Source organism: Campylobacter concisus (assembly GCF_003048615.2).
Taxonomy (GTDB): domain Bacteria; phylum Campylobacterota; class Campylobacteria; order Campylobacterales; family Campylobacteraceae; genus Campylobacter_A; species Campylobacter_A concisus_C.
In genome coordinates this window covers 829,293-847,981 of the sequence record NZ_CP049263.1, presented here as the reverse complement: position 1 = coordinate 847,981, position 18,689 = coordinate 829,293, and the positions used below count along the sequence as shown (strand labels likewise).

General features: G+C 39.7%; 20 protein-coding genes. 2 read left to right on the top strand and 18 right to left on the bottom strand.

The window, feature by feature from the left end; translation table 11 throughout:
• Nucleotides 1-3: 3 nt before the first annotated feature.
• Nucleotides 4-1,440, top strand: coding sequence for a cell division protein FtsA (gene ftsA / locus CVS89_RS04320; RefSeq protein WP_107847795.1), 1,437 nt, complete (start codon nucleotides 4-6; stop codon nucleotides 1,438-1,440).
• A gap of 14 nt (nucleotides 1,441-1,454) precedes the next feature.
• Nucleotides 1,455-2,594 (top strand): cell division protein FtsZ, encoded by a 1,140-nt coding sequence (gene ftsZ, locus CVS89_RS04315; RefSeq protein WP_103572226.1) that lies wholly within the window; start codon nucleotides 1,455-1,457, stop codon nucleotides 2,592-2,594.
• Between the two features lie 117 nt (nucleotides 2,595-2,711).
• Here ftsZ and CVS89_RS04310 read toward each other — a convergent pair whose 3' ends face one another.
• The 18 genes from CVS89_RS04310 to rpmH form a co-directional block, all read right to left on the bottom strand.
• Nucleotides 2,712-3,005 (bottom strand): metal-sulfur cluster assembly factor, encoded by a 294-nt coding sequence (locus tag CVS89_RS04310; RefSeq protein ID WP_103572227.1) that lies wholly within the window; start codon nucleotides 3,003-3,005, stop codon nucleotides 2,712-2,714.
• Nucleotides 3,006-3,008: 3 nt separating this feature from the next.
• The gene (locus CVS89_RS04305) at nucleotides 3,009-4,199 is read right to left on the bottom strand and encodes a peptidase M50 (RefSeq protein WP_107847794.1); all 1,191 of its coding nucleotides are present in this window, start codon (nucleotides 4,197-4,199) and stop codon (nucleotides 3,009-3,011) included.
• Between the two features lies 1 nt (nucleotide 4,200).
• Nucleotides 4,201-4,539, bottom strand: a complete 339-nt coding sequence (locus CVS89_RS04300; RefSeq protein WP_107847793.1) for a hypothetical protein — start codon at nucleotides 4,537-4,539, stop codon at nucleotides 4,201-4,203.
• A gap of 73 nt (nucleotides 4,540-4,612) precedes the next feature.
• Entirely contained in the window at nucleotides 4,613-5,653 is a 1,041-nt protein-coding gene (msrB, locus tag CVS89_RS04295; RefSeq protein WP_107847792.1) for a peptide-methionine (R)-S-oxide reductase MsrB, read from the bottom strand.
• A gap of 77 nt (nucleotides 5,654-5,730) precedes the next feature.
• On the bottom strand, nucleotides 5,731-7,263 hold the full coding sequence (purH, locus tag CVS89_RS04290; protein ID WP_107847791.1) for a bifunctional phosphoribosylaminoimidazolecarboxamide formyltransferase/IMP cyclohydrolase: 1,533 nt from the start codon (nucleotides 7,261-7,263) through the stop codon (nucleotides 5,731-5,733).
• 23 nt (nucleotides 7,264-7,286) lie between these two features.
• Nucleotides 7,287-7,889, bottom strand: a complete 603-nt coding sequence (locus tag CVS89_RS04285; protein ID WP_107847790.1) for a hypothetical protein — start codon at nucleotides 7,887-7,889, stop codon at nucleotides 7,287-7,289.
• Nucleotides 7,890-7,907: 18 nt separating this feature from the next.
• Nucleotides 7,908-8,474 carry a hypothetical protein gene (locus tag CVS89_RS04280; protein WP_107847789.1) on the bottom strand — a complete coding sequence of 189 codons (567 nt, stop codon included), beginning with the start codon at nucleotides 8,472-8,474 and terminating at the stop codon, nucleotides 7,908-7,910.
• Nucleotides 8,475-9,209, bottom strand: coding sequence for a TerB family tellurite resistance protein (locus CVS89_RS04275; RefSeq protein ID WP_107847788.1), 735 nt, complete (start codon nucleotides 9,207-9,209; stop codon nucleotides 8,475-8,477).
• A 1-nt stretch (nucleotide 9,210) separates the two neighbouring features.
• Complete coding sequence (locus tag CVS89_RS04270) at nucleotides 9,211-10,260, bottom strand: SDH family Clp fold serine proteinase (protein ID WP_002940400.1); 1,050 nt, start codon at nucleotides 10,258-10,260, stop codon at nucleotides 9,211-9,213.
• Nucleotides 10,261-10,263: 3 nt separating this feature from the next.
• A complete protein-coding gene (gene purL, locus CVS89_RS04265) occupies nucleotides 10,264-12,453 on the bottom strand; it encodes a phosphoribosylformylglycinamidine synthase subunit PurL (protein WP_107847787.1) in 2,190 nt (729 codons plus the stop codon).
• 56 nt (nucleotides 12,454-12,509) lie between these two features.
• Nucleotides 12,510-13,229, bottom strand: a complete 720-nt coding sequence (locus CVS89_RS04260; protein ID WP_107847786.1) for a hypothetical protein — start codon at nucleotides 13,227-13,229, stop codon at nucleotides 12,510-12,512.
• 75 nt (nucleotides 13,230-13,304) lie between these two features.
• Entirely contained in the window at nucleotides 13,305-13,886 is a 582-nt protein-coding gene (locus tag CVS89_RS04255) for an NAD(P)H-dependent oxidoreductase (protein ID WP_107847785.1), read from the bottom strand.
• Nucleotides 13,887-13,928: 42 nt separating this feature from the next.
• Nucleotides 13,929-15,254, bottom strand: coding sequence for a tRNA uridine-5-carboxymethylaminomethyl(34) synthesis GTPase MnmE (gene mnmE, locus CVS89_RS04250; RefSeq protein ID WP_107847784.1), 1,326 nt, complete (start codon nucleotides 15,252-15,254; stop codon nucleotides 13,929-13,931).
• Nucleotides 15,251-16,333 (bottom strand): Jag N-terminal domain-containing protein, encoded by a 1,083-nt coding sequence (locus tag CVS89_RS04245; protein ID WP_107847783.1) that lies wholly within the window; start codon nucleotides 16,331-16,333, stop codon nucleotides 15,251-15,253. Before CVS89_RS04245 ends, mnmE begins: the two co-directional genes overlap by 4 nt.
• Nucleotides 16,330-17,886, bottom strand: coding sequence for a membrane protein insertase YidC (yidC, locus tag CVS89_RS04240; protein ID WP_107847782.1), 1,557 nt, complete (start codon nucleotides 17,884-17,886; stop codon nucleotides 16,330-16,332). Before yidC ends, CVS89_RS04245 begins: the two co-directional genes overlap by 4 nt.
• On the bottom strand, nucleotides 17,887-18,228 hold the full coding sequence (gene yidD / locus CVS89_RS04235; RefSeq protein ID WP_103578381.1) for a membrane protein insertion efficiency factor YidD: 342 nt from the start codon (nucleotides 18,226-18,228) through the stop codon (nucleotides 17,887-17,889).
• Nucleotides 18,225-18,560, bottom strand: a complete 336-nt coding sequence (rnpA, locus tag CVS89_RS04230) for a ribonuclease P protein component (protein ID WP_080658384.1) — start codon at nucleotides 18,558-18,560, stop codon at nucleotides 18,225-18,227. The genes yidD and rnpA overlap by 4 nt, the downstream gene beginning before the upstream one ends.
• Nucleotides 18,548-18,682 (bottom strand): 50S ribosomal protein L34, encoded by a 135-nt coding sequence (rpmH, locus tag CVS89_RS04225; RefSeq protein ID WP_002940373.1) that lies wholly within the window; start codon nucleotides 18,680-18,682, stop codon nucleotides 18,548-18,550. The genes rnpA and rpmH overlap by 13 nt, the downstream gene beginning before the upstream one ends.
• Nucleotides 18,683-18,689 lie beyond the last annotated feature (7 nt).

Here is an 18,689-nt window from a genome sequence, read left to right as displayed (position 1 = left end):
ATTTTGAGTACGAAAATTTTAGGTATAGATGTCGGTTCTTTCCAAGTTTGTGCAATCATAGCACAGCATGATGAAAGTGGGATAAAGATAATCGGAATAGGAACTGAAAAAACACAAGGTATAAGAAAAGGTGTAATAACCAACATAGAGCAAGCGGCAAAATCTATAAAAAATGCACTAATAGAAGCACAAAGAGTTGCTGGTACACATTATGAAAGAGTTATAGTTTCTATCTCAGGAGCATATACGAAAAGTGTTGATAGCAGCGGTGTTGTAAACATTCCAAATCATGAAATAGGCATAAAAGAGATTGAACGTGCTATGCAGATGGCTGATCATACGGCTGATATACCGCACGAATATGAAAAGCTGCATATTCTTCCTTATAATTTCAAGGTAGATGGACAAGAACATATTGAAGACCCAATAGGAATGAATGGTACAAGACTTGAAGTACAAACTCATATTGTAACTGTACAGAAGTCGTCTATTAGCAATCTAAGAAAAGCTATAAACTTAGCAGGTGTTCAATTGGACAATATAGTTCTTTCAGGATATGCTTCAGCAATATCAACGCTCACAAAAGATGAAAAAGAACTAGGTGCCGCTCTTGTTGATATGGGAGGAGCTACTTGCAATCTTGTAGTACACTCTGGGAATTCTATAAGATATAATGAATTTTTACCAGTCGGTTCAGCAAATATTACCAACGATCTATCAATGGCACTTCATACCCCTCTACCAAAAGCCGAAGAGATTAAACTAGGCTATGGTACTTTAATAAATAAATCAGTTGATCTAATAGAACTACCTATTCTTGGTGATGAGGCAAAAAGCCACGAAGTTTCGCTAGATATTATTTCAAATGTCATTTATGCAAGAGCAGAAGAAACCCTTATGGTACTTGCAAAAATGTTAGATGATAGTGGATATAAAGATAGTATTGGCGCTGGCATAATTTTAACAGGAGGCATGACAAAGTTAGACGGCATTAGAGATTTAGCGTCTGCAATATTTGACAAAATGCCTGTTAGGATTGCTAAACCAAAAGAGATGGATGGATTATTTGAAATTTTGAGAGATCCAGCAAACTCTTGTGCTATTGGACTTTGCTTGTATGGTGCTGGTGATTTTACTCCTTATGAGATCGATTCAGAGAAAAAGATGAGATATCATGGTGAAGCGATTTCAAAACCAAAAGCAACTTTTAGAAATGTTTTTGACGAAGATAACAATAAACAAATTTTAGTTCAAAATGCACAGGACGTAAATAAAAGCACAGAAGAAGACAATAGCCTTTCTGATATAAATTTTAGGCTAAATACATTAGATGATTCAAACAATAAAGAAGAACTTGCTAACATCGCAGATATTAGTAAACAAGAAAAAAAGCCAAATGCTTTTGCAAAATTTTGGCATAGTATTACACAATTATTTTAAGGAGAATTCTAAAAATGAGTAACTTCACAGTAGAAGAAAACAAAAGCATTTACGGCGCAAAAATAAAAGTTGTAGGTGTAGGTGGTGGTGGTGGTAATATGGTCAACCATATTATTAGAGTTAACCCAAATTTGAATATAGACCTTATAGTGGCCAACACAGACGCTAAAGCTCTTGAAAATTCTCTAGCACATACAAAAATTCAACTTGGTGAGAAAACAACAAAAGGTCTAGGCGCTGGTATGAGACCAGAAGTAGGAAAAGCTGCAGCTGAAGAGAGTTATGATGAAGTAAAAAGCGCACTTGAGACATCCGACATAGTATTCATAGGTACTGGTCTTGGTGGTGGCACAGGAACTGGTGCTGCTCCAGTAGTGGCTCAAGCAGCTAAAGATATTGGTGCATTAACAGTTGCTGTTGTAACTATGCCTTTTATGTTTGAAGGTAAAAAACGTAGAAAATTAGCTGATTGTGGATTAGAAGAACTTAGAAAAGAAAGCGATTCTATTGTTGTTATTCCAAATGATAAACTTTTAACGCTTATTGATAAGAATGCAGGCATAAAAGAGAGCTTTGAAATGGTGGATGAAGTTCTTGCAAGAGCAGTGAATGGTATGAGCACAATTGTACTTGATTCAGGAAAAAGCGATATAAATTTAGACTTTGCTGATGTCAGAACAATTATGAGTCATAGAGGTTTAGCGTTAATGGGTGTTGGTGAAGCAAATGGTGAAGATGCGGCACAAGAAGCAATAAAAAATGCTATACAATCGCCACTTCTTGATAACATGACAATAAACGGTGCATTTGGTATATTAGTCCACTTTAGAATTAGTCCTAGCTGCCCATTAACTGATATTTATAATGCAATGAGCATTATCCATGAGGCGGCAGATGAAGATGCTGAGATAATATTTGGCACAACAACTGATGACAAAATAGAAGACAACAAAGTTGAGGTTACTATAATTGCAACTGGTTTTCAAGGATCTCAGCAAGAGGTAGAGAAAAATGAAGATACACAAGTATCCAATACGAATGACATCATAAAAAAAGAACGTATCCTAAGACTTAAAAAAGTAAGTGGTGGCTTTGACGAGGACTATATGGCACAGCTTGATGTTCCATCATTTATGCGTCATCAAATGGATTAATTAAATAAAAACAACTCCTTAAAATTTGTAGAGAGCTTTTTGCTCTCTAATTATCTCATTATTAATTTCCAGAATTTTTTAGTTACCAGCATTAAATTACAAGTCATATAATGAATTTCAAATTCCAAGCTGTGCTTTTACAAAATCACTTGCCATTTGAATATTCCACTCAGGTTCCCAAACTAGGTCGATCTCGCACTCTTTCACACCCTCTACACCAAGCACAGCCGTTTCAACCCAGCCAAGTATCATCTCATGAAGCGGGCAAGACTTGGTTGAAAGCGTCATCGTTACCTTTGCTTTGCCGTTTTCATCGCAGCTTACGTCGTATATCAGTCCAAGCGAAACGATATCAAAGCCAACCTCGGGATCGACGATATTTGATAGAGCATCATAAATTTTTTCTTTCATTTTTTATCCTTTAAAACCAGTAAATTTAAAAACATTTATCATATTTACAGCAAGTAAAATGATGCTTAAAGCCATAAAAATCATACTTGCATAGACCAAATTTCTCATCTCAAAGCTAACCGCCAAAGAGTAGCACACAAGAGAAATGGCATTAAATACTATGGCAAAATATGCAGCTTTTTTTAGTATCATCGCATCAAGTAGCGGTACTTTTGCCTTGCCAACAAAGGGTGCTACGTAGTGATACCAGATGAGAAATGGCGCGATCTTATAAAGATGAGCCACGATAAAAGCAAATAAAAAGCCATATATCATAAAAAATGCAGCCAAATTTAGCTTTTCAAAAATCATAAATATAGCAGCGCAAAGCAAAGCAAGCAGTGAAAGAGCAATATTTACGTTCCAGTAATCATACGCCTTTCTCACGCGCTTTTTCAGTATGTAAAACGCCTGAGCTATAAAAAGCAAAGCCGCCACAGCCACCGCAAAAATAGCTAAATTTTCATCGATTGCCAGCAAAACTCCAGCCAAAATATAAGAGGAAAGAGAGGCTTTGCTAAGTGTAAATTTAAGATCATGAGCCAAAGCAAACATCGGTAAAAGCACGCTTGCAGCCCCAAGTATCACAAAAAGCACAAAACCCAGCACAAAATATACGTGAAATTTTAGCGTCATAGTAAAATCAAGCATAAGCGTGCCGCCAAGTATCATCACTAGGCAAAATCCAAGCGTTATGCCAACTAGCAAAAATATCGCCGAGGCAAAGAGCGCAAAGGCAGCAAAGCTTCTTTTTTGATTGCCCATAAAGCTTAGCGCATAGGTTGAGCCAAAAAAGAGAAGTGCGCCAAAGAGAAAAACTGCGCTGATTTGTAAAATTTTGGCCTCGCCAAATATCATCGCATAGCTCATAGCAAGTAGCGACAGGCAAAAGATGGCTAAATTTAAAATAGCTCCTTTGACCGTAAAAAATGGCTTTTCCAAGATGACCGAGGTTAGCTGATAGAGAGCTCCGATGATGATGCTTATCACAAAGCCCACGAAAAATATATGCAAAAAGCCAGCCGTATTTAGCGAACTAATCGCCTCAAAATCAGCGTAAAAAAAGGACGGGGCGCTAAGCACTAAGAAAAAAATGCCAGCGATAAAGTAGCCGCCAACTAGCTTAAATGGCGGCGCATAAGTGTTTAAAAGCATCTTAATGGCAAAGGCTGTTGTCTATGTTTTCTATGCTCGCACCCTCTTTTAGGCTAAAAGTCATCTTCACAGCTCCGCCCTCAAGGTCCTCGCGCTTAATGTCAAAGCTCTTTTCTATCTTTGGGATGAGCCCAGCTGGAAATTTGTGATTTACCATCACGATCTTTGTATTTTTATCAGCAAATTTGATAGCCAAAAGCGCGTTCATCATTGGCTCTGGCGGCACGCAAGGACGTGAGTCAAAGCCCACAAAGCTTACACCATTTTCACTAAATTTATAAAACGGCACCGTCGCACCATCGACGCTAAACTGCTCTGCGTTTTTGAAAAATTCACTCATTTTTTCTCCTTTTGATTTTGGAGAATTATACTCTGATTAAACTTTTCAAACCATTGATTTGCTTCAACAAAAGCTACTTTACGTAAGGGATAAACTCCTCGTATCCGAGTCTAGCCATATCTTCAAGCGGTATAAATTTAAGGCTTGCGCCATTTATGCAGTACCTTAGCCCGCCCTTATCGCTTGGTCCATCATCAAAGACATGTCCAAGGTGTGCGTCGCTGTTTTGAGACCTAACTTCAACCCTTTTCATCATAAAAGAGTTATCCTCGCTATAGGCAAGCGCCGTTGTTGTGATAGGCTTTGTAAAGCTTGGCCAGCCACACCCCGCATCAAATTTATCAGCGCTTGAAAAGAGCGGCTTGCCACTGGTGATATCAACATAGATGCCCTTTTTGTCAAATTTATCATACTCGCTGCTATATGGCCTCTCAGTCGCCGCCTCCTGCGTCACGGCATACTGCTCGCTGCTTAAATTTTTCTTTAGCTCCTCTTTGCTAAGCGGCTTAAATTTAGCCTCATCGTAAAGCGGCTTGCTTGCCAAATTTAGATCTATATGGCAGTATCCAAAAGGGTTTTTATCAAGATAGTCTTGATGGTACTCCTCGGCAATGATAAAATTTTTAAGAGGTGCGACCTCAACCACGATCTTATCTTTAAATTTCTTTTGCTCTATCTTCATAAAGCTCTCAATAACTGGCAGATCGTCCTTACTAACATAGTAAATCCCGCTTCTATACTGCCTGCCGACGTCATTGCCCTGTTTATTTAGCGAGGTCGGGTCGATCACCCTAAAAAAATGAGCCAAAATTTCAGCCAAAGCGACCCTGTTTTCATCAAATTTCACATAAAGTGTCTCGGCGTGATCGCTCTCGTGCAGCTCACGGTAGCTTGTGCTCTCGCTCTTACCATTTGCGTAGCCCACTTTTGTATCCACCACGCCAAATATCTTTTTAAAATATCCCTGCATGCCCCAAAAGCAGCCACCTGCTAAATAAATTTCTTTCAAATTTTGCCCTGCCATCGTCTGCTCCTTTATAAACTCATCTTTTGCCATCAAATTTACACCCAAAAATACCACCAAAACCAAGAGAAAATTTAATATCTTTTTCATGTGAGCTCCTTTTTTGAAGGATTATATAAAATTTAAAGTTATAAAGTGTGAAGTAAGGGGCAAAGTGCCCCTAAATTTTAGTGTAAAAAGTGTCTAACGCCGGTGAAATATAGCGACATGCCGTGCTCGTCAGCAGCCTCTATCACCTCATCATCTCTGATGCTACCCCCTGGCTCGATGACGCATTTTACTCCGACTTTGCTAGCGATGTCGATGCTGTCTCTAAATGGGAAGAACGCCTCGCTTGCAAGCACGCAGCCACTTAGATCGATCTTTAGCTCTTTTGCCTTTGCCACGGCCGCACGAGCAGCATCCACACGGCTAGTCATACCCATGCCAATAGCCACCATCGCGCCATCTTTTACATAAACTACGCAGTTACTCTTTGTTAGTGCAGCCACTTTCCAAGCGATCTGAGCGTCTTTTAGCTCACTGCCAGTTGCAAATTTCTTGCTCATTTGTTTCATATTTTCAAGCTCTTCGTCTTTTACGAAGTCTCTTTCTTGAAATACAAATCCACCATCGATGTGCTTAAAGTCAAATTTATCATTTGCGCGGACTAAAAATTTATTATCCTGAGTGAAAATTTTGATGCGTTTTTTGCTCTCAAACACCTTAAGCGCGGCATCATCGACATTTGCAGCGATGATTACTTCAACATAAATTTCATTTATCTTTTTAGCTAGCTCCTCATCAAGCGTGCCATTTATCGCCACCACACCGCCGTATGCCGAGATCGGATCGCACTTAAGCGCTGCCACGTAGCTCTCAAGCAGCGTATCTTTTATCGCAAAGCCGCAAGGGTTAGCGTGCTTGATGATAGCCACTGCCGGAGCGTCATCAAAGCTAGTTGCAAGCATTAAAGCGCCATTTATATCGGTCATATTATTAAAACTTGCCTCGCCTTTAAGGGCTCTAAAGTTGTTTGTGAAGAAATAATCAAACTCATAAAGCGCGCCTTTTTGGTGAGGATTTTCGCCGTATCTAGTGTCAAAAACCTTGCTTCCCACAATAAATCTAGCATCGCCAAAACCGCCATTAAATCTATCATTCATATAGTTTGCGATCATGCTGTCATAGGCTGCTGTATGCTCGAACGCCTTTATCATCAGCGATCTTCTAAACTCGTAATCATCGCTTTTTTCTTTTAGGCGCTTTAAAATTTCATCATAATCAAGCATGCTTGTGACTATAAGCACATCTTTAAAGTTTTTAGCAGCACTTCTTACCATAGCTGGGCCGCCGATGTCGATATTTTCGATGATCTCGGCAAAGTCATCAGTCCTAATCGTAGTCTCTTTAAATGGATATAAATTTACGCAAACTAGATCGATGCCCTCGATGCCATACTCCTTTGCCTGAGCCACGTGTGTAGCGTCATCGCGTTTGTGCAAGATGCCACCATGTATCTTTGGATGAAGGGTCTTTACCCTGCCCTCAAACATCTCAGGTGACGCCGTAAATTCGCTAACCTCAGTGGCTTTGACGCCCTCAGCCTTTAAAAGTTTATAGGTGCCACCAGTTGAAAGTATCTGCCAGCCAAGCTCTTCTAGCCCCTTTGCAAACTCTACAATGCCCTCTTTATCGCTAACGCTAAGCAATGCTCTCATTTTTTCTCCTTTATTAAATTTTATTATCTACACTCTTTACTCAAAATATCTCTTATAAATTTTAGCTTATAAGAAGCATATAGTTTGATTATCTCTCCTCTAATCACTTTTGATTTTTCCTCGCCACCATTAGCATCCAAGAAACTTCTACTAACATACAATTCATTAATTTTTTGCATTTTAGACTCTTTTTTGTATAACGTGCCCTCAAAAGTGTATGAAAAAAGTATATCTTGCTTATTATAAACACTTGCAAATCCACTAATATCTAAATTCTCTCCTGCCATATAAGAGTAACAAATACTATCGCCATTACTCTTTGTTATGATAGTAGAAAATTCTGATCCTCGCTGAAACAGATATATAGTTGCCGACTTCACACCTTTTGTTTTATAAACATTGAAATTCACATAGGATTTGCCACTATCATCTCTAAGCAACACCTGTGTTGCCCGTGAGATATTAGTGTAGTCTCCGAGTAATTTTCCATCTTCATATAATTTACCTTTGTCGTCAAAACTATATTCGACAACCTTATCTTTCGTCTTAAAATACATAGGCTTTAGCGGAGCAAAACACCCGCTTAATCCTATCGCTATCACAACCGCTAACAAAATTTCCTTCATTTGTCTTCCTTTTTAAATTTATTTCTCCGCCAAACACATCGCTTTTTCAAGCACCAGTAGCCCCATCGCTGTGTCTTTTTTGATATTTTCTTCTGTTATGTTTTCTAGTTTTTCTAAACTTTTGCCGCTAGCATTTACTGCAAAGTGGCTCTTTTTAACTAAATTTTGAAACTCGCCACCTGCGATATCCACACTAAAGGCATAGTTTGAAATTTGTTTGCCACCAAAATAGCTTGAACTTAGCACGCTTAAATTTACAGCCTCTTTTTTACTAAATGCCTTGCAGATCGGGCTTTTAGCGCTAAATTTCACCACCTTTATGCCGCCCTCATCTGAAAATATATACTCTTTAAACTCATTTAAATTTTTAGCTCTAACTGCCTTAAAATCAGCCTCAACACCATCACTGCCAGCTAGGATGATGCTAGCAGCGCTTGTCTTATTATATTCGCCGATCTTTTTGCTATTTTCAAAAAGCGTGCTATCTTTTAGCTCAAATTTGATCTCATTTCCATCAAGATCGCTTACGTTTAGCTCTCTGCAAAAGCCAGCCACAGCCAAAAGCAAAATCACAAATTTCTTCATCTAAACTCCAAATTTCTCTTTTAATCGCCCATAAGCCTCATTTATCTCCTGAAGCTTCTTAGTAGAGCGCTCTATCATCTCTTTACTCTCGCCCCTGCCCATCAAAATGTCAGGGTGATACTGCCTCACAAGCTCTTTGTAGCGAGCCTTTACCTCATCAAGGCTTGCATTTTTGCTAAGTCCTAAAACCTCAAATGCATCGTTTTCTTGGCTCATCTCATCGTGATCCGCTCCAAATCTTGAGCCATAGAAGCTATCAAATTTATAGATTATCTCATCAAGCGTCTCTTTGTCGATGCCAAATCCATAAGCGATATTTCTTATAACATCTTGCTCGCTTTTGTTAAATTCTCCGTCTATATAGGCTAAATTTAGAAAAAAAGTGAGCCTAGCCACGCAGGTATTGTAGTTTAGATTAAACGCGCGCTTGTAGTTTCTGGCGGTTTCATAGGCGTTATCTACATTTTCTTTTTGGCTCTTATAGACCTCTTTTAGATACTCACGCACGCCGCTAACACCGCTAACTTTCTGGCTTAGATCATCAAGCACTTGAGTGATCAGCCTAGCCTCTAGCTCGCTAACTCTGCCGTCACTTTTAGCGACTTTTGCAAGCAGTGAGACTAGAAATTTAGCCTCATCTACATTTGCTTGTTTCTTGCGGTTACTACCTGCTTGGACATTCATAAATAAAAATATCGCACCGCCTAATATCAGTAAAAACAGGACTCCAGACATATTACCACAAGTGATAGATTGTATTTTTTATCTTGCCATTTACTAGCTCATTTTTGCGCCATGAGCTCTCGTCGTTCATCACGTTCCAGCGGCGCTCCTCAGGACGATAAAACCAGTCTTTATCGATCTGATAGTAAATTTGCTTGCCGTTTGTCTCGATGATGTTTGCGATGTTGTTATCGTGATAGCTGTTCTCATCGTAGTCAGTAAAGGCTCGCTGTCCCATCTCTGAGTAAAGTAGCGTTAGCTCCTGAAGCATCTCGTTTAGATCATCGTCCATTTTCTTGACATGCAGACCGATCTCCTGCGCCTCACGAAAGAGTATCGGATACTCGTGCGCTGGATAGTCTGCGTTTAGACGCTCTGAAATTTCAACGATCTTTTTATCATCATCTATGTGATATCTAAGTAGCTCAGAGCAAATTTTAAGCGAAAGCGAGCTAGCACGATCAACCGCACCAAAAACTAGCGGATGGATATACTCATATAGCGAGTTATAGGGGTTTGTGTCGTTTGGTCTATCCTTGTCCTGCTCTTTCCAGAGCTTGACTACACGGCTAAGCTCGTCCATAGAGACACTAACTAGCTCGTTGCCCTTGTTTGTAGGGCTTAGCTCGTGCTTGAGCGATGTATCAACTGGCGTTAGATAGGCAAGCGGGCCCATCACGATCTCATTTGCGCCAAGCGCCATCATAGTAGCAGCTGAAGCGCAGTTTGATGGGATCAGTGCTATTAAATTTTTGCAGTAGTTTCTAAGGGTGCTAATGATCCTAAGTGCGGCTATACCGCTTCCGCCATCACTTTTTATGAAAAGATAGGCAGTGTCTATCTTTTTACCCTTTAAAATTTCATACATTGCGCTTGCGTCGTTGCCGCAGACATTACCAGCGTTTGAGTTGTAGTAGGTTATCAAAGGGGCATTTAGCCTTTTTTCGATCGTACTTATCAAATTTTGAGTATCGCTAAAGAGCACTGGCGGTTTTGCCACGCCCTTTTTCTCGTTTTGCTCTACTTCCTTTTCTCCGCTTACTTTTTCCTTTTTAGAAAACATCTCTTAGTCCTCCTTTTTTACGATTTTTGCAAACTCATTTAGATAAATTTCTCTTACGTCCTCTAAGCTCTCATCTATCTCATTTAGCTTAAATCTCTTGCCTCCACTAACGCCGATCTTCTCAAATTTCACACCAAATTTAGTCGCAAGCGCTTCAAATTTAGCCTCGTCTTTCACGCCCACAACCGCTCTTGAAAAGCTCTCATCAAAGATAAAATTTGGCTCTTTAAATTTAACTTCACATTTTACGCCGATGTTTGAGATGCTAGCCATTTTTACCAGCGTGATAGCAAGACCGCCCACGCCTACGCTATTTGCAAACTCTAAAATTTGCTCTTTATTTGCCTCGATTACTAGGTCCCAAAGGGCTCGCTCAGCTTTATAATCAACCTCTTTTAGCTTGCCGCCAACCACGTTAAATAGAGCCTTTGCGTAAAGCGAAGCTGCAAATTCACCGCTTGTCTCGCCAAGCAAGTAAATCGCCCTGCCCTCGCTTAAAAATGTGCTTTTTAGGTTTAAATTTGCATCTTCATTTACACCAACCGTGACGATGGCTGGAGTTGGATAGACGCTTACGCCGTCAGTGTCGTTATAAAGGCTCACATTGCCACTAACAACTGGCGTATTTAGCTCACGGCAAGCCTCTTTTATGCCTTCACATCCCTCTTTAAACTGCCACATAACCTCTGGATTTTGCGGGTTGCCGTAGTTTAGGCAGTCAGTTATCGCAAGTGGCACAGCGCCGCTCATCGCTACCTTTCTACCAGCTGCAGCGACAGCTCTTGCAGCGCCTATTTTTGGATCAACGAAATTTGCTCTTGGATCGCACTGAGCAGCCATAGAGACGGCCTTTTTAGTGCCTTTTACTCTGATACTTGCAGCGCCTAAGTGACCTGGCTGTTTTATCGTATTTGTCTGGATATTTGCGTCATATTGATCGTAGATGAAGCTTTTATTTAGCACTTCAGGCTCTTTTAAAAGCTTGAAAAATGCAGTTTTGTTATCGACATTGTTTTGAATTTTTAAATTTGCTATCTCATCAAGGTATTTTGGACGTGCGACTGGACGATCAAGCACCGGAGCTGCCTCGCTAAGTGGGCCAATAGGGATTTCACCTGCAAGCTCGCCGTGCCAGTAAAGCTGCATCACACCGCTACTTGTGACCTCACCGATGATCTCAGCGTCAAGGTCCCACTTTCTAAAAATTTCAAGTACCTTTTGCTCATAGCCTTTTTTTGCGCATATTAGCATACGCTCTTGAGACTCGCTTAGCATTAGCTCATAAGGCGTCATGCCAACTTCGCGCATCGGTACGCGCTCTAAATACATCTTCATACCGCTGCCACTTCTGCCAGCCATCTCAAAGCTAGAGCTTGTAAGTCCTGCTGCGCCCATATCTTGGATGCCGATGATGTAGTCTTTTTTAAAGAGCTCCAAGCACGCCTCCATGAGCAGTTTCTCAGCAAATGGGTCGCCTACTTGCACCGTTGGGCGAAGTGATTTATTTTCGTCGTTAAAGCTATCGCTCGCCATCACAGCGCCACCAAGTCCGTCTCTGCCGGTCTTTGAGCCCACGTAAATAACTGGATTGCCCACGCCTTCAGCCTTGCCGTAGAAAATTTCATCACTTTTGCAAAGTCCAAGCGCGAAAGCGTTGATTAGGATATTGCCATTAAAGCTAGGATCAAATGTAGTTTCGCCGCCGATCGTTGGGATGCCCATGCAGTTGCCATAGTGTCCGATACCAGCCACACTTCCTTTTAGCAAATATCTATGCTTTTTGGCTAGCTCGCTCTCACCTCTTATCTCGCCAAAACGAAGTGAGTTCATGTTCGCAACGACTCTTGCGCCCATCGTAAAGACATCTCTTAAAATTCCACCAACGCCAGTTGCAGCGCCCTGAAACGGCTCGATAAAGCTTGGGTGGTTGTGACTCTCCATCTTAAACACAGCCGCAACCCCGTCACCAACGTCGATGACGCCAGCATTTTCGCCAGGTCCTTGGATGACCCAAGGCGCCTTTGTCGGAAAGCCGTTTAGGTATTTTTTGCTTGATTTGTAGCTGCAGTGCTCGCTCCACATCGCTGAAAATATGCCAAGCTCTAGTAAATTTGGCTCACGGCCTAAAATTTTTAAGATCTCTTCATACTCTTCGTCGCTGATTTTATGTGCTTGTATGGTAGCTTTATCCATTGATGTAACCTTTTAAGAATTTTAAGCTATTTTACAACCTTGCTTATAAAAAGTTACTAAAAAGCCTTTTGAAATTTACTAAAACAAAGCACATTTGAGAGAATTTCGCCTTGTTTTACGAGGTCGCTTTCGATAAATGTTTTATAAAAATTTTGCGTTAGCGTATCAGCCTTAATCTTCTCTTCATCTTCGCTTGAAAGGTTGAAATAATAGCTCGTCTCTCTTAGAAAAAAGCCTTGATCTTTAGATATATCTGAGTTTAAGATCACCGCAAAAAAGCCATTTTTCAAAGGGTGATTTGTCACGCTTTTTACTTTTATCACCTCTTTGCCACCTGCAAAAGCTTCGCAAACTGGCATGCTTTTTGTGCTATAAACTACGCTTTTGATAGCGCCATTTGAAATTTCATAAAATTTGATATTTTTTGCATTTGCTAGCTCCTCTATGTCACTAGCATTTGACAAGATGAGCTCATGATTTGTGCCCAAATTTTTAACAAGCACCATTTTGTCTGCTTCGCTGCCTTGCATGAGATCGCCAAGAGCACTAAATTCTGCATTTGTGCTGGCTGCTTTTATCTCAGCCTTACCGACAATGTTTGCAAATTTATTAAAGTCATCTAGGCTGTTTTGCAGCTTATAAAATTTCATCTCGTGCAAGGTTTCGTTATTTTCAAGATAGAGTAAATTTGCCTCATCGCTTAGCTTTAAAATTTGCTTGCCAGCGCACCCTGCAAAAAATATAACTGCAGCTAAAAATAGAAATTTTGTCCTCATTTTCCCCAACCAAAATAGATATAAATTTAAATGCCCTCTAGCGCAAATGGCTAAAGAGCGGTAGAAATTTGTTTTTTACGCTTTGAAAACTTTTTCAAGATGCGCCTCATACTCTTTTAGGTATCTTGGCACGTCTGGCATCTTGATAACATCGCAGCAGATAAAGTGCGGAAGCGACTTTAAGCCCATAAATTCATTTGCCTTTCTAAAATGAAAATAAACTCCATCAACGCCACGTGCCTCAAAAAACTCATTTGGATCGCTAAATGCCTCAGCTGGGGCATTCCAAGTAAGGCTTAGCATAAATTTCTTGCCATTTAGCAAGCCGCCTTTGCCGTAGTTTTTGGCTGGATCTATCCTATGCCTGCCATCACTCGTATAAAGCTTGCCGTGTCCTGCTGTAAAGACCTCGTCGATATATTTTTTCACTATCCAAGGCTCGCCCATCCACCAAGCTGGCATCTGCCAAACTACGGCGTCCATCCAGAGAAATTTCTCAACTTCAGCCTCGATATCATAGCCTTGATCTATTGTTGTTTGCTTTACCTCGTGACCCATTTTTGCTAGTTTTTCGCTTGCGAGATCGTGAAGTGTTTGATTGAGCCTACCATCTGAATGAGCAAATTTTTTGCCACCATTTATAAGTAAAATTTTCATATTCTCTCCCTTAAAAAGCGCAGATTTTAGCCAAAAAAAGTATCATTTTCCTAAACAAAAATGGCTAAACATCTCGTCTAAAATTTCGCTTCTCTCAAATGGTTTTGTGATGCTTGCAAGCGCCTTTATCGCGGTATTTAGCTCATAAGCAAAAATTTCTAGCTCCTCTTCACTTAGTCTTAAAAATGCTCTTTTTAAAGCCTCGCTCGCCTCTTTGCAGCTTAAAATTTGGCGGTTTGAGCTTAGCATGATCTCGTCGGTGTCTTGCGTCTTGAGATAGCCCTCAAGCTCTTTTAAAACTACGCTTGTATCAGTTTTTGCAGAAATTTTGATAGCGCCCTCTAGCTCTATGTCAAATTTAAACTCAAGATCGCTTTTGTTTAGGATAAAAAAGGCTTTTTTGTTTGAGTTAGAAACGAGCTTTATTATCTCTTTATCTTGCTCGTCGCTTAAAGATGAGCCATCAAAGACAGCTAGGATGATGTCGGCCTCGTTTATGGCAGAGATTGAGTAGTTTATGCCGATTTGCTCGATCTTTCCAGCATCTTTTCTGATGCCTGCGGTGTCTATTATGCGAACTAGATGCGAGCCTATCTTAAAATTTTCTTCTATCCTATCTCTAGTTGTGCCCGCTTCGTCGCTAACGATCGCTCTTTCGTATGCCAAAAATGAGTTTAAGATAGAGCTTTTGCCAACATTTGGCTTGCCAACGATAGCGATTTTAAAGCCATCTATCAGCCCCATTCTTTGCTCGCTAAGAGTGACTATGCGCTCTAATTTCTCGCTATTTTTTAAAAGCATATCTTTTGTCTGCTCTAGCAAATTTGCAGGCAGATCATCATCAGCGTAGTCAATCATCGTCTCAACAAAAGCAAGAGTTTTGACCACTTCGCCCCTGATCTCGCCTACAAATTTGCTAAGATCGCCTTGCATTTGGCGCGTTAAAATTTTAGCAGCGATCTCACTTTTTGAAGTGATGAGCCCTTGCATCGCCTCAGCCTTTGCTAGATCCATCTTGCCATTTAAAAATGCTCGCTTGCTAAACTCGCCAGGCATTGCAAGCCTAGCGCCAGCTCTTATTAGCTCATTTAAAATTCTCTCACTCACCATCACGCCGCCATGGGTTTGAAACTCGACGATATCCTCACCAGTAAAGCTTGCTGGGGCTTTAAAATATATAACGATGCCCTCGTCTAAAATTTCATCATCAAGGGAGTAAATTTTGGCTAGTTTTGCGTATCTTGGCTCTAAATTTGAAAGTTTAAGTAGTTTTAAAGAAGTGGTCAGGGCGTCCTTGCCACTAAGCCTTACGATAGAAACTGAGCCGATGCCATAAGCTGTGGCAAGGGCTGCGATAGTTTCACTCATTTTTTAAAAAAGTCATTTACGACGACAAATTTGCCGTCATTGCCACTTTTTATGCCGACATATTTATCTGGGAATTTCTCTCTAAGCTTCTCAAGCGCGATCTTAACCAAAACTCCATCAAGTGGCTTTGTTTGAGCTCTACCGCTATTTTGCACACGCTCGATCACACCATTTAGATATTGATCCATCATCGCTTCTTGATTTTGCAAAAATTGCGCGATCTCAAGGCGGATAGCGAGGTTGTATTTTGAATTTAGCCAGTTATAGAGCATATAAGAGATCGCTTTATATCTATAACCCTCTTTGCCGATAAGTAGCGCCGCGTCAGCACCGTCTAGCTCGATAAGCACGGTCTCATCGTTAAATTTACTAACTTCTACCTTGTCTATCTCAAAGCAGCTTGCTTTAAAAAGACGCGTCATGCCCTCTTTTATCTCAGGCAAAATTTTATCAAAGTCGATTACAACCTTCTCTTTTTTCTCTTTTGGTAAAGCTTGAGGCGCGCTCTCTTCATCTGTATGGTTGAAATTTTCGATAATTGAAGTATCTAGGATATTTTTAGGAGCACTTTTGCTAGTTTGTGGCTCTTTTGCCACTTTAGTCTCTTTTTGCTCTTTTGGCTCATCAAGTCTTTTTATGACATATCCTGGCTCTTCAGCCTCTTTTTCGCCCTTTTCAGCAAAGGCATCTTTAGCAAGAGCTGAGTTTTTCTCGCTTAAATTTGGCTTTTCATTTTTATGCTCTTTTTGCTCAGACTTAGCCTCATTTTTCTCATCTTTATGCTTTTTAGGATTTCGCTTTTTATCATTATGATCGTGTTTTTTGCCCTGTTTTTTCTCTTCTTTTGCAGGCTCGTTTTCATCACTTTTTTTAGCAAAATTTCTATCATTCTTTGGTTTATGCTGTGGTTTTGGCTGATTTTCTAAATTTGCCTCAATGATCGCTGTCTTTTTAAAAAATCCAAAAATTCCGCCACTTGGGTGTTGCAAGACCTTTATATCAAGCTCAGTGACTGAACAGTTAAGCTGCTCGGCCGCCTTTTGAAATGCCTCTTGGAGGGTATTTGCTTCTATTTTCATTGAGCTTTTACCTCCGCAGCTTTTTTATGTTTTTCAAAAAGTTTATTTACAAAGACTTGTTGAACGACTGAACAAACGTTATTTACAAACCAGTAAAGCGTAAGACCTGCTGGGAATGTCACAAAGAAAAATGTAAAAATTAACGGCAAGAATTTCATAACCTTTTCTTGCATAGGATCAGTAAATGTTGTTGGTGTAAGTTTTTGTTGTAAAAACATCGTTAGACCCATCAAGATAGGTAGCACAAAGTATGGATCCATCACTGAAAGATCGTGTATCCAAAGTATCCAAGGAGCACCTTTTAGCTCGATCGCATTTAGTAAAACGCGGTAGATCGCAAAAAATACCGGAATTTGAAGCAAGATCGGCAAGCAGCCACCCATCGGGTTTGCACCATGTTTTTTGTATAGCTCCATCATATGAACTTGCATCTTTTGCTTATCATCTTTATATTTTGTTTGGATCTCTTTTACCTTTGGAGCAAGCTCTTTTAGCTTATTCATCGATAGCATACCCTTATATGTAAGCGGGAACAAAACTATCCTTATAACAAGCGTTAGCACAACTATCGCCCAACCCCAGTTGCCGATGTAGTTATGTAAGAAATTTAAGAATGCAAACATCGGCTTTGCTATAAATGTAAACCAACCATACTCAATAACGTCGTTTAGTCTTTCATCCATCGAGCTTAAAATTTTATGCTCTTTTGGTCCGATGTAAGCGCCTAGTTTTAGACTATCGTTTGCCTTTACAAAGACGATAGGATTGTTATTTGCATCTTTATCAACAACAGCTTCAAATGGCTTATTAAATGAGTAAAATAGCGCTGTGTAGTATCTATCAGATGCAGCCGCTATAGTTGTGTTTGCATACTTTTTAACCTCTTTTGCATCGCCATCTTCTATGATATTTAGGCTATCGTCTGTATTTCTAAGCATGACACCATGAACCGTGTAGCTATCTATCGCGATATTTGGTCTAAAGCCAGGAGTGATGAAATAATCAACACTTTTACTTAAATTTACTTCAACCTCGTAATGACCATTTGGATAAAATTTGATATTTTTTGTGACTGTAACGCCGCTTAAATTTTGAGTGAGTTTTATAGTTTTAGGCTCGCTGCTAGCATCTACCTCGCTAGCGTCACTGCTATATGCAACCTTAAAAGCATCAGTATTTAAAGTGCTATCATTAAATCTAAGCTCAAGCGGCAGTGGATTTTGTGAAACAAGCTCGATTTTGTTGCCATCTTCTGTTTTATACTTATCTTCGGTGAGATAAAACTTCGCAATCCTGCCTAACTTATCTATCTTTGCTTCATAGCTTTGACCTTTGATGGTAGCGATTATCTCGTTTGAAGCTAAATTTTCATTTGATTTTGGAGTATCGTTAGTAGAGGCTGGGGCTTTGCTTTGATCCATTGTTTGAGAGATTGTTGTTTGGTTTTGCTCTAGTGGAGCTCTTTTTGGCATAAAAAAGTCATATACTATGAAAAATACGATTGACAAAAGTGCTGCAAGAAGCAACCTTTTTTGCATAGACATCTGTTCCATTTAATTTTTTTCCTTTAATTTATCTAATACTTTTACGACATAAAATTTACTATTTTGGCAAGGGATAAACCAGAAATTTACATTTTTGGCATCGCTTTTTTGAAATATAAAACATGAGTTAAATTTTTTGCGGATGATTGGGTAGTTGATACCGCCTTTAAAAAGTTGATTGCATCTTAAAATTCGCATGAATGTTGCAAAAAAAGCAGAGAAAAAGCTGTTTGTTTGAAATTCCCAAATGGCGTATTGTGAGCAAGTCGGATAGTAGCGACAGCTTTTTGGCAGAAGTATGGAAATATATTTTTGATAAAAAGCGATAAATTTAATCGCAAATTTTTTCATTTTAGACATCCCATTTTTTTTATAGACCAGCTCAAATTTTTACAAATTTTGTCAAATGAAATTTCTGTAATTCCATTTTTTGCGACCATAATGTAAGTGCCATCTTTTAGCTCGTTAGAAATAGAAAAGAAAGCAGCTCTTAAAAGTCTCTTTGCTCTATTTCTAACTACTGCTTTTCCCACTTTTTTGCTAGCAACAACTGCTAATTTTTTTTCAATTGTAGGTTTATAAAAAACTACGCAAGCGTCGCAGTGCCATTTACTGGCCTCTTTATAAACCTGAGAAAATTCTCTCGAGTCACTTAGTGACTCAAAACCAGCTAAGCAGCCAATCTTTTTCTACCTTTAGCACGTCTAGCGTTGATAACCTTGCGGCCATTTTTAGTTTTCATTCTTAAACGAAAGCCGTGAGTGCGTTTTTTAGGGGTTTTATGAGGTTGATAAGTCCTTTTCATTTCTATC